The 18,490-nt window shown below is 41.2% G+C and carries 17 protein-coding genes and 2 tRNA genes; 17 read left to right on the top strand and 2 right to left on the bottom strand.

Going from position 1 to position 18,490, the window contains the following annotated elements:
• The first annotated feature begins 4 nt into the window (after positions 1-4).
• The 15 genes from IQ244_RS05270 to IQ244_RS05340 all read left to right on the top strand — a co-directional run bounded on the left by IQ244_RS05270 (position 5) and on the right by IQ244_RS05340 (position 12,365).
• A complete protein-coding gene (locus IQ244_RS05270; protein ID WP_193890515.1) occupies positions 5-1,399 on the top strand; it encodes an aminopeptidase P family protein in 1,395 nt (464 codons plus the stop codon).
• A 290-nt stretch (positions 1,400-1,689) separates the two neighbouring features.
• A complete protein-coding gene (locus IQ244_RS05275) occupies positions 1,690-2,091 on the top strand; it encodes a response regulator (RefSeq protein WP_193890517.1) in 402 nt (133 codons plus the stop codon).
• A gap of 213 nt (positions 2,092-2,304) precedes the next feature.
• Positions 2,305-3,777 (top strand): signal recognition particle protein, encoded by a 1,473-nt coding sequence (ffh, locus tag IQ244_RS05280; protein ID WP_193890519.1) that lies wholly within the window; start codon positions 2,305-2,307, stop codon positions 3,775-3,777.
• A 279-nt stretch (positions 3,778-4,056) separates the two neighbouring features.
• The gene (rpsP, locus tag IQ244_RS05285) at positions 4,057-4,317 is read left to right on the top strand and encodes a 30S ribosomal protein S16 (RefSeq protein ID WP_096578659.1); all 261 of its coding nucleotides are present in this window, start codon (positions 4,057-4,059) and stop codon (positions 4,315-4,317) included.
• Positions 4,280-4,717, top strand: coding sequence for a KH domain-containing protein (locus tag IQ244_RS05290; RefSeq protein ID WP_193890521.1), 438 nt, complete (start codon positions 4,280-4,282; stop codon positions 4,715-4,717). Before rpsP ends, IQ244_RS05290 begins: the two co-directional genes overlap by 38 nt.
• Positions 4,718-4,884: 167 nt before the next feature.
• Positions 4,885-5,061 (top strand): 30S ribosomal protein S21, encoded by a 177-nt coding sequence (gene rpsU / locus IQ244_RS05295; protein WP_062292053.1) that lies wholly within the window; start codon positions 4,885-4,887, stop codon positions 5,059-5,061.
• 243 nt (positions 5,062-5,304) lie between these two features.
• Positions 5,305-6,258: a PhoH family protein gene (locus IQ244_RS05300; protein WP_193890523.1), complete on the top strand. Its 954-nt coding sequence runs from the start codon at positions 5,305-5,307 to the stop codon at positions 6,256-6,258.
• 46 nt (positions 6,259-6,304) lie between these two features.
• Positions 6,305-6,709, top strand: a complete 405-nt coding sequence (locus IQ244_RS05305; RefSeq protein ID WP_193890525.1) for a ChuX/HutX family heme-like substrate-binding protein — start codon at positions 6,305-6,307, stop codon at positions 6,707-6,709.
• A 101-nt stretch (positions 6,710-6,810) separates the two neighbouring features.
• A complete protein-coding gene (locus tag IQ244_RS05310; protein ID WP_193890527.1) occupies positions 6,811-7,608 on the top strand; it encodes a DUF6816 family protein in 798 nt (265 codons plus the stop codon).
• Between the two features lie 88 nt (positions 7,609-7,696).
• Complete coding sequence (locus IQ244_RS05315) at positions 7,697-9,517, top strand: ABC transporter ATP-binding protein (RefSeq protein WP_193890529.1); 1,821 nt, start codon at positions 7,697-7,699, stop codon at positions 9,515-9,517.
• Between the two features lie 240 nt (positions 9,518-9,757).
• Positions 9,758-9,840 (top strand) — tRNA-Tyr (locus tag IQ244_RS05320).
• A 59-nt stretch (positions 9,841-9,899) separates the two neighbouring features.
• A tRNA-Thr gene (locus IQ244_RS05325) sits at positions 9,900-9,971 on the top strand.
• A 489-nt stretch (positions 9,972-10,460) separates the two neighbouring features.
• A complete protein-coding gene (locus IQ244_RS05330) occupies positions 10,461-10,760 on the top strand; it encodes a type II toxin-antitoxin system RelE/ParE family toxin (protein WP_193890531.1) in 300 nt (99 codons plus the stop codon).
• Positions 10,761-10,785: 25 nt separating this feature from the next.
• Positions 10,786-11,868 (top strand): HigA family addiction module antitoxin, encoded by a 1,083-nt coding sequence (locus IQ244_RS05335; protein ID WP_193890533.1) that lies wholly within the window; start codon positions 10,786-10,788, stop codon positions 11,866-11,868.
• Between the two features lie 26 nt (positions 11,869-11,894).
• Positions 11,895-12,365 (top strand): macro domain-containing protein, encoded by a 471-nt coding sequence (locus IQ244_RS05340; protein WP_228058747.1) that lies wholly within the window; start codon positions 11,895-11,897, stop codon positions 12,363-12,365.
• Positions 12,366-12,431: 66 nt separating this feature from the next.
• Here the strand turns inward: IQ244_RS05340 and msrA are convergent, their stop codons facing one another.
• Together msrA and IQ244_RS05350 are read right to left on the bottom strand one after the other, a co-directional pair.
• Positions 12,432-13,100, bottom strand: coding sequence for a peptide-methionine (S)-S-oxide reductase MsrA (gene msrA / locus IQ244_RS05345; protein ID WP_193890535.1), 669 nt, complete (start codon positions 13,098-13,100; stop codon positions 12,432-12,434).
• Between the two features lie 140 nt (positions 13,101-13,240).
• Entirely contained in the window at positions 13,241-15,478 is a 2,238-nt protein-coding gene (locus IQ244_RS05350) for a recombinase family protein (protein WP_193890537.1), read from the bottom strand.
• Between the two features lie 88 nt (positions 15,479-15,566).
• Here IQ244_RS05350 and IQ244_RS05355 point away from each other — a divergent pair, with 88 nt between their 5' ends.
• Entirely contained in the window at positions 15,567-16,895 is a 1,329-nt protein-coding gene (locus IQ244_RS05355) for a proton extrusion protein PcxA (RefSeq protein ID WP_416209759.1), read from the top strand.
• Positions 16,896-17,017: 122 nt separating this feature from the next.
• The gene (locus tag IQ244_RS05360) at positions 17,018-18,238 is read left to right on the top strand and encodes a murein transglycosylase A (RefSeq protein WP_193890541.1); all 1,221 of its coding nucleotides are present in this window, start codon (positions 17,018-17,020) and stop codon (positions 18,236-18,238) included.
• Positions 18,239-18,490 lie beyond the last annotated feature (252 nt).

Below are 18,490 nucleotides of genomic sequence, written 5' to 3' on the forward strand. Positions count from 1 at the left end.
ATTTATGGTTGCATACAATATCTCTAGTTCCTTTGCCGATACCCTCCACCACAGACGGCAAAAACTCGCGCAGTTAATTGATTTCCCGGTAATTCTCTGGTCAGGAAGCAACAGCCCCCGTAACTTTACAGCTAATACCTATCCATTTCGCGCCAGCAGTCATTTCCTCTACTTTGCTGGATTACCCTTACATAATGCCGCTATTCGTTTAAAAGCAGGCAAACTAGAGTTATTTATCGATGATCCCGAACCCGGTAGCGCCTTATGGCATGGCGAAACACCCACACGCAAAGAAATTGCCGAGAAAATCGGCGCAGATGTAGCCAGAACCATGTCTGAATTGAAACATCGGGGCAGTGGGGCGGCCTCAATTCCAGTGCAGAATTATCGCACCAGCCTTGTGCAGACTCAAATTTTGCATAGAGAGATTGCTTCACCACATAACTTGGCAGGGTTAGATTTAGAACTAGCCAAGGCAATAGTGACTTTACGCCTAAGCCACGATTCCGGTGCATTAGCAGAATTACGCCAAGCAGCGGCGGTGAGTGTGGCTGCACACAAAGCGGGTATGTCCGCCACCCTCAGCGCCAAAGTAGAAGCAGAAGTTCGGGCTGCAATGGAAGGGGTAATTATTGCCCAGAATATGACTACTTCTTACAACAGTATTGTCACCGTTCACGGCGAAGTTTTACATAACGACGCATATCATCACCCACTGCAACCCGGTGATTTACTGCTGGCTGATGTTGGTGCAGAAACAGAAATGGGGTGGGCGGCGGATATCACCCGAACTTGGCCTGTTTCTGGTAAGTTTTCCGCCACACAACGAGATATTTATGATGTTGTCTTAGCGGCTCATGATGCTTGCATTGCCAAAATTTGCCCAGGTGTGGAGTATCAAGATATTCATTTATTAGCAGCAACTACTATTGCTGAAGGGTTAGTAGATTTAGGCATATTACAAGGTAAACCCGAAGATTTAGTAGACATAGATGCCCATGCACTATTTTTCCCCCACGGAATTGGGCATTTGCTGGGTTTAGATGTACATGATATGGAAGACTTGGGAGATTTAGCCGGATATGAAGATGATAGAAGAAGGAGCGATCGCTTTGGCTTAAGTTATCTGCGTCTCAATCGTCCTCTAAATCCGGGAATGTTAGTCACTATTGAACCGGGATTTTATCAAGTCCCAGCAATTTTAAATGATGTTGACAATCGTGCTAAATATCAAAATGTCATGAATTGGGAGCGTCTAGCCCAATTTGCTGATGTTCGAGGTATCCGCATCGAAGATGATGTTTTAGTGACCGCTGATGGTAGCGAAGTTTTAACAGCCGCATTACCTAACGATGCTGATACGGTAGAAAATTTAGTTACAAATATTTCAAAATCATAATTTTAATTCATTTTGAGATATAGCAATCTGATTTAATTTTTTCAAAAATCTCATTAGGTGCAGGGACTAAGCCTTATAGTTGGGGATATGAAGTGAGATTTGCTCTTTTAGTATTAAGTAAATCTCACTCTCCAGATATATTTCTTTGTGGCAAGGTATATGATACTTGTATGAAATATTTAATTAAAATGGTTCCTAATTTTTTGAAGTACAAAAACTGAGGAAACCTACATCTAAAAATAATCAATATAGTAAAAATATTAGGCTTTTTACATCAACCAGATGAGCAAATGAAAAATCTAAATAAGCATATTATTGTATGTGATGATTGTGATGTAACTTCTCTGCTCTTAAAAATAATTTTAGAAACCAATGGGTATAAAGTTACGACAGTATTTAGTGGAAAAGAAGTACTAGCAGAAATAGATTCGCAAGTATTTGATCTGCTACTTCTGGATATAACAATGCCGGGAATGGATGGTTATGAAGTAGCTCACCACATCCAGCAAAATCGCAATTTAAATTCTTTACCGATTTTGTTACTGAGCGGCCATGAAGAAAAAACAATCAGAGAGAAGTGCCAAGCAAAAGTAGCAGGCATTATCCCCAAACCTGTTGAGATGAATATACTACTAGAAGCCGTCAAAAAAGCTTTACCATCAAATAACTATCAGCAAATAAGCCTCGTTTAACAAAAGCGATCGCCAACACTTCCACAGACCGCCAAAATCAGAATTTACACACACAAGACAGTTTACCACCCTAACCCAACTCGGTATCCAGTTGTTCAAGTCGGAGTGAAAACTACTAAGCTGGTAGATAGCACGTTCAAATTCTACCGGAAATTCTGTATCGCTGTTTGGCGATTCAGGCTTCCCTATTGGCTAACTACTTGTAACTAAGATATGTTTGACGCATTAGCAGACCGTTTAGAATCCGCCTGGAAAAAACTACGGGGTCAAGATAAAATTTCGGAATCCAACATTCAAGACGCTTTGCGAGAAGTCCGCCGCGCTTTGTTGGAAGCAGATGTCAACCTCCAGGTAGTCAAAGATTTTATTAGCGAAGTTGAAGCCAAGGCGCAGGGAGCCGAGGTAATTTCTGGCGTGCGCCCTGACCAGCAGTTCATCAAAATTGTCTACGATGAACTAGTACAAGTGATGGGGGAAGAAAACGTTCCCCTGGCGGAAACTGAACAAAAGCCTACCGTTGTTTTGATGGCTGGGTTGCAAGGTACTGGTAAAACCACAGCCACCGCCAAGTTAGCTTTACATCTGCGAAAATTAGATCGCAGCTGTTTGTTAGTCGCCACAGACGTATATCGTCCAGCCGCAATTGATCAGTTGATCACCTTGGGTAAACAAATTGACGTACCAGTATTCGACTTGGGAGGCGATGCTGACCCAGTAGAAATCGCTCGTCAAGGTGTAGAACGCGCCAAAGCCGAAGGTGTCAACACAGTCATCATCGATACCGCTGGTCGTCTGCAAATTGACGAAGACATGATGGCGGAATTAGCCCGCATCAAAGCCACAGTCCAACCCCACGAAACTTTATTAGTCGTGGACGCAATGACTGGTCAAGAAGCCGCCAATCTTACCCGCACCTTCCACGAGCAAATCGGCATTACTGGGGCAATTCTCACCAAATTAGACGGTGATAGCCGTGGTGGTGCGGCGTTGTCAGTCCGCCAGATTTCCGGCGCACCAATTAAATTTGTTGGTATCGGGGAGAAAGTTGAAGCCCTGCAACCTTTCTACCCAGACCGGATGGCATCGCGGATTTTGGGGATGGGCGATGTCCTGACCTTGGTAGAAAAAGCCCAAGAAGAAATTGACTTGGCCGATGCCGAGCAAATGCAAGAGAAAATTCTGTCAGCAAAGTTTGACTTTACCGACTTTCTCAAACAACTACGTTTGTTGAAAAATATGGGGTCACTGGGAGGCATTCTCAAGATGATTCCCGGTATGGGCAAGCTTTCTGATGATCAACTCAAGCAGGGAGAAACCCAACTCAAACGCTGCGAAGCGATGATTAACTCCATGACCAAGCAAGAACGCCAAGACCCAGATTTATTGGCAAGTTCTCCCAGTCGGCGACGACGGGTAGCAAGTGGTTCTGGTTACAAAGAAGCAGATGTCAGCAAGCTGGTGTCAGACTTCCAAAAAATGCGATCGCTCATGCAACAAATGGGCAAAGGTAACTTCCCCGGTATGCCCGGAGGTATGTTTGGCGGTGGTGCTATGGGCAGCCCCTTCGCTGGCGCAGGCAACCGTCCCAGCGCTCCTGGATGGCGTGGTTACACTGGCGGTGGCGCTGGCGGCAGCAAAAAGAAAAAACCTAAAGATAAAAAGAAAAAAGGTTTTGGAAATCTATAGAAGAGGGAACAGGTGGCAGTTTTTTATTCCCTACCCACCTCACAAATGTAGGTTTTTAGTAATGTAAGGAGTAATGACTCTAAAAATCACGGTTTCATCAGCCCTACACCCCTACACCCATCACGTCCCTATTCCCCAACTTAATAGCCGGAAACACTAATCAAGTGTTAAAATAGGCATTTTAGTATGGGAAATTTTAACAAAGGCACTTTCGCCCAGTTATTTCCTTCATTTATCCGCTGCAAAAAATCCATATAAACAGGAGAACGATTCTTCAACATGATCAAACTGCGCTTGAAGCGATACGGAAAAAAGCGGGAAGCGAGCTACCGCATTGTCGCCATGAATAGCCTCTCTCGCCGCGATGGTCGTCCTTTAGAAGAACTGGGCTTTTACAACCCCAGAACCGATGAAGTAAGACTAGACGTTCCCAGCATCGTCAAGCGACTACAACAAGGCGCACAACCCACTGACACCGTACGTCGCATCCTAGTAAAAGCTAATGTTCTTGAACAGGTCAGTGCAAAACCCGCATCATAACGAAAACACACAATTTCTTCTGACAACTAATCCCAACTACGTTGGACTAGTTCAATTTTTGATGCAACCGTTTTTAGAATCTCCAAAGACTTTAAGCGTTGATTGTGAAATTTCTCACACCCTGAGAAAGGCTTGGATTCGCATTGCCTTTGACAGTGCAGATAAAGGCAAAGTATTTGGTCGAGGCGGACGCAATATTCAGGCGATTCGGACAGTAATGGCCGCCGCTGCGGAACTTGCTGGACAGTCGGTATACCTGGATATTTATGGCAGCAGTGCTATGGGGCGAGATGGTATGTCTTTTGATGAAGACCGCGAAGAGCGACCGCCACTGCCGAAAACCAGGGAAAGAGGCGGGAACAACGGGCCTAGACCTATTGCTAAACCGCGTTTCCGCTAGGTTTAAACTAAAAAGAAAGGAAGATGAGAGAGAAACAGTATGAAGTATGAAGGATGAAGTCTGAAACTTAATTCTTCTGCCTTGTGCCTCCTCTCATTAACCTGATTTCTAAATGCTATTTTTGAATGCAACTTCTAAATATCTCTGTCAGGGGGTGACAATCAGGAGTGGCTGAAGTTCGTCTAGGTGAAAATGAAACCATTGACTCGGCACTAAGACGTTTTAAAAAGAAAATTCAAAGAGCCGGGATATTATCTGAAGTTAAACGCCGAGAAAGATACGAAAAACCCAGTCTACGCCGCAAGCGTAAAGCAGAAGCTGCACGTAAAGGTGTTCGTTACTAAGCATCCAATCAGAGGTGTGAAAGCTTAATTAATTTCAACCTCAACAAAGCAGAGCCGCGATCGCGTCTCTGCTTTACTAGAAAAAAAGTCAAAAATAATTGTGTGAGATAGTCATTAGTCAGTAAAAATGACGAATCACTAGAAAATAATGTAAAAATAAAGTTAATTAAAAACTGTCATCAAAAACTAGAGAAATACTAGACCTTTGTTAAAAATAACTCCTCACACATTGAAGAAATAACTATGGCAGATGCTATAAAGATTCAGCTGCCAAATATTCCGAGTGCGATCGCTCTTGCAGGTGATGGTGAAGAAAATCTCAAAATCCTGTCTCGGCAAACAGGCGCGGTGTTAGTGCTACGTGGACAAGAATTACAGATTACTGGTACAGATGCCCAGATTAATTTAGCATCGCGGTTAGTGCGATCGCTAGAAGACCTTTGGATTAAAGGCAACAATATTTCCAATGCGGATATTTTAACAGCCCGTCAAGCCTTAGATAGCGATCGGGAAGACGAACTACTAGAATTACGCCGAGATGTTCTCGCCAAAACTCGCCGTGGTGAAGAAGTCCGCGCGAAAACATTTCGTCAACGACAGTACATTGAGACTATCCGCAAACGTGATGTTACCTTCTGCACCGGACCAGCAGGTACAGGTAAAACTTATCTCGCTGTTGTTGTCGCCGTTCAAGCACTCCTCGCCAACCAAGTAGAAAAGCTGATTTTAACTCGTCCAGCCGTAGAAGCTGGTGAAAGATTAGGCTTTTTACCAGGAGACTTACAGCAAAAAATTAATCCTTATTTACGTCCTCTTTATGATGCAATTTACGAATTTATTGATGCCGAGAAAGTCCCTAATTTAATGGAACGTGGCATTATTGAAGTTGCACCACTCGCATATATGCGCGGACGTACCCTAAATAATGCTTTCATCATAGTGGATGAAGCGCAAAATACGACACCCGCACAAATTAAAATGGTTTTAACCCGGTTGGGTTTTCGTTCACGGATGGTGATTACAGGCGATACTACACAAACAGATTTGCCTCATAATCAACAATCTGGTTTGTCAGTTGCCTTAGACATTTTAAAACACGTCGAAGGCATTGGTTTTTGCGAATTCACCCAAAAAGATGTCGTGCGTCATCCCTTAGTTCAGCGAATTGTCGCTGCTTATGAAAAATACGAAAAATAGTTATTAGTCAATAGTCGAATCACAAAATAATCAAGGTGAATTAATTATGAGTGCATATTTAAAAGAATTTTTAGAAGCTTGTGAAACTTTGGGAACCTTGCGTTTAATTGTGACTAGTAGTGCGGCTGTGTTAGAAGCACGGGGAAAAATAGAAAAACTATTTTATGCCGAATTACCCAAAGGTAAATATGCCAATATGCACACCGAAGGTTTTGAATTTCACCTCAATATGGACAAAATTACTCAGGTGAAGTTTGAAACAGGTGAAGCGAAAAGAGGTAACTTTACAACTTATGCAATTCGCTTTTTAGATGATAAACAAGAACCTGCTTTAAGCTTATTTCTCCAATGGGGAAAACCCGGAGAATATGAACCAGGACAAGTAGAAGCTTGGCACGATTTAAAAGAAAAATATGGCGAAGTTTGGCAGCCTTTACCAGTAGAGTTATAAGTTATTTTTTATTTGCTGTAGATTGGGTAGAGCGATAGCGAAACCCAACATTGTTATTAGTGTAATAAATAGATAGACTACCTAATATTTAATTAATTACAATGAAGGCAATTTGCAGTTTTTGCTTAATTGTTCTATTTTTGCTGGGATGGAGTGGAAATGCAGCCGCAGGTGAATTATCAGAACGTTTAGAGAACTTTCCTCAGTGGGAAAAATTAACTTCTGTACAACCAGCTTCCGGCGATTTAGCTTACCCTGAATGGATGGATGGTACATGGAAAGTTACAAGTACATTGGTAGATTTATTTGCACCTTTAGCACCAGATATTGTTACCCCTGGGTTTGAAAGTAACCGTCAACAACTTAATCAATCTGTAAGTTTTATTGTTAGGTTTATTAAACAAAAACCATCAGTCACAGTTGGGTTAAAATTTATTCCCCAAATCAATAATTTTTCACCGATTTTAGTAGCAGATAGAGCCTTTAATAGCTTGAATTTAGCAAAAGCTTATTTAGGTGAGCAAGCAGTATTATCAGTCAAATTAGATCCAGAATCTCCGAATCGGCAAATCACATTATTACGCGGAGAACGGCAATTAGTCTCTATTGTGACAGCACGCGCTACAGAAAGTATTTCTGAGCATAAATACATCACTGCGGAAGTATTTCAACAACTATTTAAAGGCGGTTCTCTCCCTTATTTTAATTCAGTAGAATCGACAACTGCTTACCATAAATTAGCGACAAATAATCCCACAATTGAGGCATATCAAGTTACTGCTGTCTATCTTTCACCCCAAGATCCAGATTACTTTCAGGCGGGTTCTCGACCTGTGGCGCTGTATCGCTATCATCTGGAATTTTTTCCGGTAGAACTTTCACCTCATCCAGAAGAATGATTTTTTAGATTAGCTCTTGACTACTGTGTAATACATTATGTAGTATATTCTTCCAAGCTCAGGATCGCGCTCTTGGACAGAATAGATCATGGCAAAATTTCGAGATATTCTCACTTATTTTCGTCCTTACTGGAAACAGAGTGTTCTCAGTATTACCGCATCGAGCATTTACGAAATCATTGATTTGGTTGTCCCCTATGCGATTGGTCAGATATTAAATGTTTTGTCTAGCCAACCCTTAGATAAACCTCTGCAAAGTGCGATCGCATCTATCTCCGAAGCTACCAATTACCCAGTTGGTAAAACACTATCTTTAACGGTTTTGCTGGTTATAGTTTTTATTGTAACTGTCCTGCGATCGCCTACACAACCGTGGTTAACGGTTTGGTTTCACTGGGATATTGCTCTAAGGTCGCGCCGAGATAAAAGTCAAACAGCCTTAGAAAAAATACTCTCTCTTCCCCTAGAATTTTATGATGTAAATAACCCCGGACGTATTGCTGGTAGAGTTGCTAGAGGTGTTTCTAACCATACTTGGACATATCCAGAAATTGCCGGACAGTTAATTCCTAAACTGCTGCGTGTAATCGGAATTTTTGGATTTATTTTATTGATTGAATGGCGAATTGCTATTTTATATCTGATTTCCTTTGTTATTATCCTCGCCTTTAGTTTGAAAGAACTACGGCAAATAATTTGGCACGAAGGACGCTTGGATAAATACATGGAAAACACCGAAAGTCGGACTTCGGAAATCATCACCAACATCAAAACTGTAAAAGCATTTGCGACAGAAGCTAGGGAATTAAAACGGCAACAACAACGTTTAAATCGTGAACTAACAGTAGTTGATTATCGTATCCACAAAAATTATACAAAACTAGTAGCTTGGCAAAAGACAGTCATTCAATTTTGTGTGTTTACGATTTTAGGTTTAACCTTAGCCGCTACGGTAAATGGGAGAATTTCCCTTGGTCATTTTGTCATGACCTTGACACTTTCGAGTATGGCTTATGCCGAATTAGAACCAATTAGCACCTTAGCAGAAGTTTTTGCGCGACGCTATTCTTCTATGTTGAGGTTTCATGAGTTTTTGCAGGAGCCAACCGGCTCTGATATATCTAGTTTTTCAATCTCAGAAAATGACACAGAATCATCTTATAAATTTACTGGCAAAGTAGAATTTTCTCATGCCAGTTTTGGGTATCTTGCCAACCGACAAGTTTTGCAAGATATTAACTTACTGATTGAACCTTACCAAACAGTTGCCTTAGTAGGACGTTCTGGTTCTGGTAAATCAACTTTAGTCAAACTGCTATTGCGGTATTTTCAACCCCAAGATGGTCAAATTTTGATTGATGGTCAAGATATTCGCAGCTTGGATGTAGGTAAGTATAGGCGCAGGTTGGCGATCGTTCACCAAGAGGTAGACGTTTTTAACGGCACAATTTTGGATAACCTCACCTACGGAAGACCAAACGCCACCTTTGAAGAGGTACAAGAAGCCTGTCAGATTGCCAGAGTTGATGAGGTAGTACAGGTGTTACCCCAAGGCTATTACACTGTTGTCGGGGAACGTGGCGTAAGACTATCTGGCGGACAAAGACAGCGCCTCGGAATTGCTAGGGCGTTGTTAGTCAAACCAGACGTACTGATTTTTGATGAAGCTACCTCCAGCTTAGATTATGAGTCAGAACGTTCCATTCAATTGGCGATGCGATCGATTCAGGGAACTTGCACCACCATTGTGATTGCTCACCGTCTAAGTACAGTCCGCGAAGCTGACAAGATTGTCGTGTTAGAACAAGGCAAAATTGTCGAGGTTGGTAGCCATGAAGAACTGTTGCGCCACGAAGGTATTTATCAACGCTTGCACTCTTTGCAAGAAACTGGCGAACTCTTGAGCTAAGAAATACAGGGGTGTAAGGGTTTATGGGTAGATTATGGGTTGATTCACAAGTGTAGGGTTTTTGACCAAGAAATGATTCAGAACTCTAAAAACCACAAGAGAATAATTGTTCTATCCATCCGTACACCCTTATACCTCTACCCCCATGTTTCTTGAAAGTCTAAGAACTTACTAAAATTTTTCCAACTCCCCTTGCAATTTCTAAAATCTGCTGCTAAGATTGTGAATCGTGGGACATAAGGGTCGGTGTCCGAGTGGTTAATGGAGACGGACTGTAAATCCGTTGGTTTACGCCTACGCTGGTTCAAATCCAGCCCGGCCCACCTGAAATTTTAGATTTTGAGTTTATTGAAATTCAAAATCTAGAATTTGATCAAGTTTCGCCCGTGTGGCTCAGTGGTAGAGCACACCCTTGGTAAGGGTGAGGTCACGAGTTCAATCCTCGTCACGGGCTTTTTAAATTAAGCTATCTAAAAGCTAATAGCTGTATATTACTAATAATTTGTCAGTGTTAACAAATTATTGCCATTTTTCAGCAATTTGCATAAGTCATCTGTACTCTATCATTATCAGCCTACGAATCTTAATTGCAGAGAAGTTGAATAGTAGTATCACTTATAAACTTGATTTTTCGTCTCATAGCGTAAGTCCTAAATATATAGCACTAGAATTTTGAAATGATACAAATTGGATAACTTGCCCTTCGGTTTCTTGTATAGTATATTCGTACTATCTAGATAGATGAGGAGGTTCAAGCAATACGTCGAAACCCTAGACAAAATCAGGTTTACGCTAACTTTCAAGATAATCTGACAATCTTTACAAATAGATTAAAACTCTTATCCGATTAAGATTTAAAATTAATAATATCAGCGATTCACCCCAAGGCTGAATTTAGCCGTAGTATAATGCAGAATCCGCTACATTCAACTTGGGGGGAGCTTTGCGTTTTTATTTCAAGAAAAAGAAACTCGAAGCACTTTACACAGAAGAAAAAGATGCTCATAAATACCCAGGTGTGGTTGATGACTTTTTTGAAGTCATAGCGATTATTGATGCTGCTGTAGATGAGCGAGATTTATATGCTCTAAAAGGCTTGAGATTTGAGAAACTCAAAGGGAAACGAGGAAAACAAGGACAACGTTCCTTACGTTTAAATGATCAGTGGCGTTTAATCGTGACAGTGGATGAGGATGAACAGGGACATTTCCTCACAATAATCGATATCGAAGATTACCACTAATCAGAGCAGCAGGGGAGACAGCAGTATGAGTCAGAAGCTAACACCAGCAAGAGTACCAACACCAGGAAAAATTTTAAGTAGAGAACTAGAAGCGCGTGGCTGGACACAGAAAGATTTAGCCGAAATTATGGGTCGTCCAGTTCAAACCATTAACGAAATTATCCGGGGAACTAAGCAAATTACCCCAGAAACAGCTATCGAACTCTCTCAAGCCTTGGGAACTTCCCCTGAGTTCTGGACAAACCTAGAAGCAAAATATCGTCTTCACCTAGCGGGAAAAGAAAACAAGGAGCAAGATATAACTCGTAAAAGTCGATTATATACAATAGCTCCTATCTCCGAACTAATCAAAAATAGATGGATTCAAGCAACAGATTCCATTGATGAATTAGAACAACAAGTCTGTAATTATCTTGGAATCTCTTCCTTAAATGAAACACCGCAGTTAGCAGTTAACTTTCGTTGCTCTGAGCATAGAGAACCAGAGGAAACATCTTGGATAGCTTGGGTAAAACGAGTTGAGTATCTAGCCCAGCAACAAACAGTTGCTAATTTCGACCGTGAGCAACTAGAAACTGCTATACCTGAAATCCTTGCTTGTGCTGAACAAGTAGAAACTATTGTGCGGATTCCCAAATTGTTAGCGGATTTAGGCATACATTTTGTCATCGTACCTCACCTCAAAAAAACCTATCTCGATGGCGCAGCCTATTACTTGAACGATAAACCAATTATTGCTTTGACATTGAGATATGACCGTATTGATTCATTTTGGTTTACTCTTATGCACGAGTTAGCACATATTGTATTAGGGCATCAAGGAATTTATTTAGATAACTTAGATGCTTTAGAAAACAATGATCAAGAGAAAGAAGCCAATCAAAAAGCTGCCAACTGGTTGATAGAACCTCAAGCCTTTACGGTTTTTGTTTCGGGGGTGAAAAAATACTTCTCTCGTCAAGCAATTGAAGAATTTGCTTATACTCATCATAGACATCCAGGTATTATTCTTGGCCGTTTGCACCATGACAAATTAGTTGAGTATAAAAACTTGAAAGCCTTACTTGTGAAAGTCAGCCCTATATTGGAAGATTACATTGATAACTAGGTTGACCTAGTAGGTGAACATAAATTATGTTTGAATTTAAGCAAGGCAACCTATTAAAAGAGAAAACCGAAGCCCTAGTTAACACAGTTAATTGTGTTGGTGTAATGGGTAAAGGGATTGCCTTGCAATTTAAGCAAGCTTATCCTGAAAATTTTCGTCAATATCAACAAGCCTGTCGCGCTAGTAAAGTGCAGCCTGGAAAGATGTTCACTGTAGCAACAGGTAGCTTATTCAACCCCAGATATATCATCAACTTCCCCACAAAACGCCATTGGAGAAATAATTCAAAGATAGAAGATATTCAAAGTGGACTGGTGGCTTTAGTGCAGCAAGTACAGGAATTGGGTATTACATCAATTGCAATGCCAGCATTAGGATGTGGTAATGGTGGCTTGAATTGGGCTGATGTTAAGCCACTGATAGAATCAGCTTTCGCCCAAGTACCAGATGTACAGGTAATTATTTTTGAGTCGTTACCCCAAAATAGTACACGATAGTGAGCAGGCGATCGCCTTGGTGCATGAATAAAGCGATCGCAAGCGTAAACATAGAGCAAATTTGTATTACTTCACTTCTGCCTCAAACACACCTATCGGACAAGCAACGTTTGTCCCGCCTAAACCACAATAGCCATTAGGGTTTTTGGCTAAGTACTGCTGATGATAAGCTTCAGCGTAGTAAAATACCGGCGCATCTAATATTTCTGTCGTGATTTCGCCATAACGCGCCTTAGTCAGTTCTTGTTGATAAGCTTCACGGGATGCTTCAGCTTGCTGTTTTTGGCTTTCAGAATAGACATAAATCCCCGAACGGTATTGTGTACCTGCGTCGTTACCTTGGCGCATTCCTTGGGTGGGGTTGTGGCTTTCCCAAAAGACTTTGAGTATTTGCGCGTAACTAATAACTTGAGGGTCAAATACAACTAAGACCACTTCATTATGACCAGTCATACCTGTACATACTTCTTCGTAGGTAGGATTGGGTGTAATTCCCGCTGCATAACCGGCAGCAGTGGTATAAACTCCTGGAAGTTGCCAAAATTTACGTTCTGCACCCCAAAAACAGCCCAGTCCAAACACAGCTTGTTCCATACCTGCGGGAAAAGGTGGTTTTAGAGGATTGTTATTTACATAGTGATGTGCAGGTACTGGCATTTCCTTTGCTCGTCCTGGCAAAGCTTCTTCAGGAGTAGGGAGAGCCAGCTTTTTTTTACCGAATCCAAACAGTACCATAGGTTCTAACTCTAAGGTTTGATATACATTTTGAGTGTAGTTAATATTCTAACGATTCTGGTGATCGCTACGGATATTCAGCAAAACCCTGCGATCGCACTTTAACTAGAAGCTAATATTTTGAGAGTTAAACAAGCTTATCAAGCTACTTTGGAAATGACAGATACACAAGTATGCACTAAGGGTAATAAAGGCCCTAATTGTTCTTGTCCGTTGACGGCTAAATCGCTGTGACACAAATAAACTTTCTCAGATACACGCGAAAGTAAATCTGCCAAAATTCTGCGTAATCTTTCTTGTTCTGTGTTTTTTTCATCTTCGGCTGTCCAAGGTTGCCCTAATCTATCTTGTAAGAATAACGGCGCACCAAATAACGTCGCTGCACCACCTTTTGCCCATAATGGTGAACCTGCATCCAGCCAAAAATGCCAACGATGCGATCGCCTGCTCGAACGATATTGGAAAATGGTTGCTAAGGTGACGGCTTTTTTCGACAAGCCAATGGGGCGTAAAGGGTAAGGATTGGCAGTAATCGTACCACGTCGCAACAGTTGAATAAATTCAGCTAAGGGAGTGCTGAGTGAGGAGTGCTGAGTAGAAGATTCGATTCCTCCTACCTCCTGCCTCCTGCCCCCTGCCCCCTCCCTCAACCTAGTATCAATTTCCCAATAATGTTGGGCCGTTTCTAGAAGTTCCCGCAGGGCGGCCATTTGGTCGTAGGGGGGGTTAGTGTCTTTACACAAAAAGTCTTGAATTGCTAGATATAACAGAGAAATCGGGCTAGGAATTAAACGTTGTTCTTGTTGCGATCGCTGTTTTTCAATCCACTGTAATATCTGAGTATAAGCTGTGGTTGCGGCATAGCCAATTCTATCCCAGCGTTCAAACGATGTGACAGGTAATAAGTTAGGTCTGTCGGGATGAGGTACAAAGCAATAATCAGCGATTAAACCAGCACGCACTGGGTCGATGTGAGTGCTGAGTGCTGTTAGCGGTAGCGGGGCGTTTAGCCCGTGCTGAGTATTTAATACTTCTTCTGCCTCCTGCCTCCTACTCAACACTACCAACATCTCAGCCACTGCATCTCGGTCTACTAAGCGTCCTAAACCGGGATAAACTAGTGCCAGCATGGTTAACAATGCCCGAATCATTGGTGAACTAATTAAGGGGCGTTGGTCGTTGAGTGATTCAACGGGGATGTTTTGCTTGGTGAGAATTTCGGTGATGGTGTAACGAGCGATCGCATCTAAACCGGGTGCTATGATAGCAATCTCTTCTGGTTGTATTTGCCCTGATTTGATAGCTTTGCCAATAACCTCGGCTGTGGTTCGCAGTAGTTCAGCGCGGGAAGTCGTCTGAATTGACTGTACTGTTGCGGGTAACTCTAACATCACCATTGGCTGTGTAATAAATTCTACCATTGGTGTAGCTAGTTGCTCTGCCAAGGATTCTTGGGCAGGTGCAAACAAAGTTTCTAAGCGACAATACTTTGATAAACCTTCCAAATAGTTAGGATCTGCGCCTAATCCCCAGCGCACGGCTCCATCAGGATTGTAAGTAAAAGCGCCAACAGCACCATGTTCTAAAAGTGTTTCACATAACTGACGGGCTACACCTGGATAATCATCAACATCGTCAGCTAGTATCGCTTGATACCTTTGGGTCAGACGTTCTTGGTAATGGCGATCGCTTAACAAATGCTGAGAGTAGAGTTCAGTTATAATTCCATAAGTGAGTAAGCCTCGCTCTAAACACCAGTTACGCCAATCTAGTAGCAAAGATGCCAGAAATTCCGGCTCTAGATTTATGCCATCTTCCTCTAAACCTTTTTGCAAAACCTCGGCTATTCCTTCACAGGGTGTGCCACTATAAGCAGCTAGTTGCAATAAGTCTAAAATCCGTCGCACTAAACGATACTCATTTACTCCCGCACGACGCAAGATTTCTGCATCTAATTGCTCACGCCAGAGTTTTGTGGCTAATTCCTGTTCAGTTTCTGGGCGTAATCTTACCGGAAATTGTGCCTTGAGATGCAACAACTCAATCAGTAAAGGCCAAAATAAAATAACTTCATCCTGCAAAAAACCTAATGGAGTTTTAGCCCGAATAGGGTATTTTCCTAAAGTTTTTGTAACAATTTTGTCAGATAATTCTCGACGATTATCATCATTGGCAGCTAAGACCAAAACTCCCGGTTCTGTTTGCTTTAAAACTAAGGGTTTGGAGATGGAATTGTCTGATTTTTTTCTGGCTTTTTTAGTATAAAATAATTCAAAGTTATGATTTTCTATTTGCAGCCAACGACAAAAATGATCTACTAAACGAGTTGTCTTCCCACTGCGGCTATTGCCGACAATCCAAACAGAATGCGAAGTCACAAACTTTCTCCTTCTAGATTTGGTTAGTATATCTTGTGCGTTAACTTAGGGTTAAGAATCACTAAAAAAGGCTGGATAATTGCCTGCAATGAATAATTTTGTTTTTACTCAAAAAATTTACTCTTACTTACTCTCTGCTTACCGTTGGTACTTATTAACGCCACAGCGTTCTCTTGATGAAGCTTATCAAGCAGCATTACGCATTAAATCCATCGAAGATGAGCATTTCAACGGACAGAAGATAGACGCTGACTCAACCATCTACAGCAGCAGCATGATGGATTATTTTGAGTTAGATCTAAAAAAACAATTAAAAATTGCCCGGATGCGTTTGACGGAATTCCGCGCCAGCCGTTGGTTTTCTAACGAATCTAATCAAAAAGCAGCACGAAAAACCGGGATAGAATATCCCACTGCTGACATAATTTTAGAAAAGTTAAGATTTATTGATGAAGTCATATCAAAATATACTGTACCTGATATTGAGATTAATTCTGCAATAGTTACCCAACCACAAATAGTCAAAGTTGATGAGGTTGCTATCCAAAAATCACCTGGATCATTACCTACGTCATCACCTAATAAAAATCTAGAACCAAAACTAAAATCACGCAGAAAAGCTGACACAACAGGTGTATTACCTCGCTCAATTTTAGGCACAATTAGTCGGTTACAAGTTGAATTAGACCCTAATTCTGAGGAAGATGTTGTTAAAAGCTTTCGTCAGGCGCAAAGAAGAACCATTATATCTATTAGATTTATATTATTACTAATTATTGTACCTCTTTTAGCACATCAACTATCAAAAACTTTGATTGTTGGGCCATTAATTAGCCATTTTAGACCAGATGAAACAGCCAATGTCTTCATCAATTTTGAAATGGAAGAAGAAGCGCTGGCAGAATTACAAAGATTTGAAGAAAGACTTAAATTTGAAAATTTAATTGGCATTACACCAACGCTGAATGCAGAAGCCATAGAAGATAAACTGAAAGAAAAAGCAGCAGAAATTGCTGAGGAATTTCGAGGTGAAAGTGCCAATGCGATTAAAAATGTTTTTGCAGATATTTTCTCGGTAGTTGCTTTTGTCTGGCTGCTGCTAGTTAGTAAACAATCTATTTCAGTACTCAAAGATTTCTTTGATAATATTGTTTATGGCTTAAGTGATAGTGCCAAGGCATTTATTATCATTTTGTTTACCGATGTGTTTGTCGGATTCCACTCTCCCCACGGTTGGGAAGTACTCTTAGAAGGTATATCTCGTCATTGGGGTTTACCAGCTAATCGAGATTTTATATTTTTGTTTATTGCAACATTCCCAGTAATTTTAGATACGATTTTTAAATACTGGATATTCCGTTATCTCAACCGAATTTCACCTTCGGCTGTTGCAACTTACCGCAATATGAATGAGTAGTTTTTTCCCTAGGGATATTAATTTGGGGTGTAGGGATTGATGGAACAACGATTCACTCGTGGTTTTTAGAGTCCTGACTCATTGCTTTGTTCAAAACCTACACTATAAGGTGGATGTGATCAATGAAATACAGATTAGAAACTATCCTCAGTCCACCGATAATGCTGTTGATTTTTCTGGTGGGGATGCAACCATTTGGATATCGAGAACTGAGTTCACCAGGATGTCGAGTGAAGAAATGGGATATACCAGAGTCTTTACAAAATAAGCAACAAGTCTTAATTCCCCGATCGCCTGTGAGTTGTTGTCAAGATGATCTCTCTTGTTTAGACGAATTAGCCGATAAAAAAGCTTTAATTACTTCTATTGACCGCAGTTTACAATATTTGCAAACATCAGGAGCGATCGCAGCTTATCAAAAATATCCAGTAACGGGAATTACCCGCGATCGCATCATCAAAAGTTTAACAAGATTCCGCGAACTCCTGCTCAAATCTCAATCTGCTCAAGAATTACATCAAGCCATCGAACGAGAGTTTGTTTATTACCAATCTGTCGGTAAAGACCAAAAAGGCACAATTTTATTTACCGCTTATTATGAACCACTTTATCAGGCTAGTCGCTCTCCCACAGCCGAATTTCGCTATCCTGTCTATCGCTTACCTCCCGATATCAATTCCTGGGCGCAGCCTCATCCTACACGCTTAGAATTAGAAGGGGCTGATGGCTTACAAGGAACCCAAGGCAAATTGCGAGGATTAGAATTATTTTGGTTCCGCGATCGCCTAGAACCATATATGATTCAAATTCAAGGTTCGGCGCAGCTGCAATTGACCGATGGAACTAAAACAACAATCGGTTACGCAGGTAATACAGCTTATAACTATAAAAGTATTGGCAGAGAACTAGCCAATGATGGCAAATTACCTTTACAGGGGATGACAATGCCTATTATCCTCGACTATTTTCAACAGCATCCCCCAGAATTAAATACATATATCCCCCGTGATCCCAGTTTTGTGTTTTTTCAAGAAAACCACGGCGCACCAGCCCAAGGTTCGATTAATGTCCCACTTACACCAGAACGCTCAATCGCTACAGATAAGTCTCTCATGCCTCCTGGTGCTTTAGCTTTGATTCGCGCGGCTTTTCCTTTTGTTAAGGCTAATGGCGAGATGGAACATCAAATTGTTAGCCGTTATGTGCTTGATCAAGATACAGGTGGAGCCATTAAAGGTACAGGTAGAGTCGATTATTTTTTGGGTACTGGGAAAGTTGCAGGCGATCGCGCTGGTGTTACTGTTAGTAATGGACAATTGTATTACCTGTTACTCAAGCCCTAAGAAGAACTTACGCTGTAAGACGAAAAATCAAAGGTTGAGGCATTTTATTTACACCCTATACCCCAATACGGTTCAGATCAGCTTTTTTGTCTTTTACTGTTCCCTTCTCTCCACAAGAAAACTTTCTTAACTGAACTGTATTGCCCTATACCCAATCTCAAAAACTATCCCTGGTACGTAAATTCTATTTCAAAAACTCGGAACGAAACAGCAAAAAGATTTTACATTTGGAACCAATAAAATCATTTGCCG

This window comes from Nostoc sp. LEGE 06077, from assembly GCF_015207705.1.
Lineage (GTDB): Bacteria > Cyanobacteriota > Cyanobacteriia > Cyanobacteriales > Nostocaceae > Nostoc_B.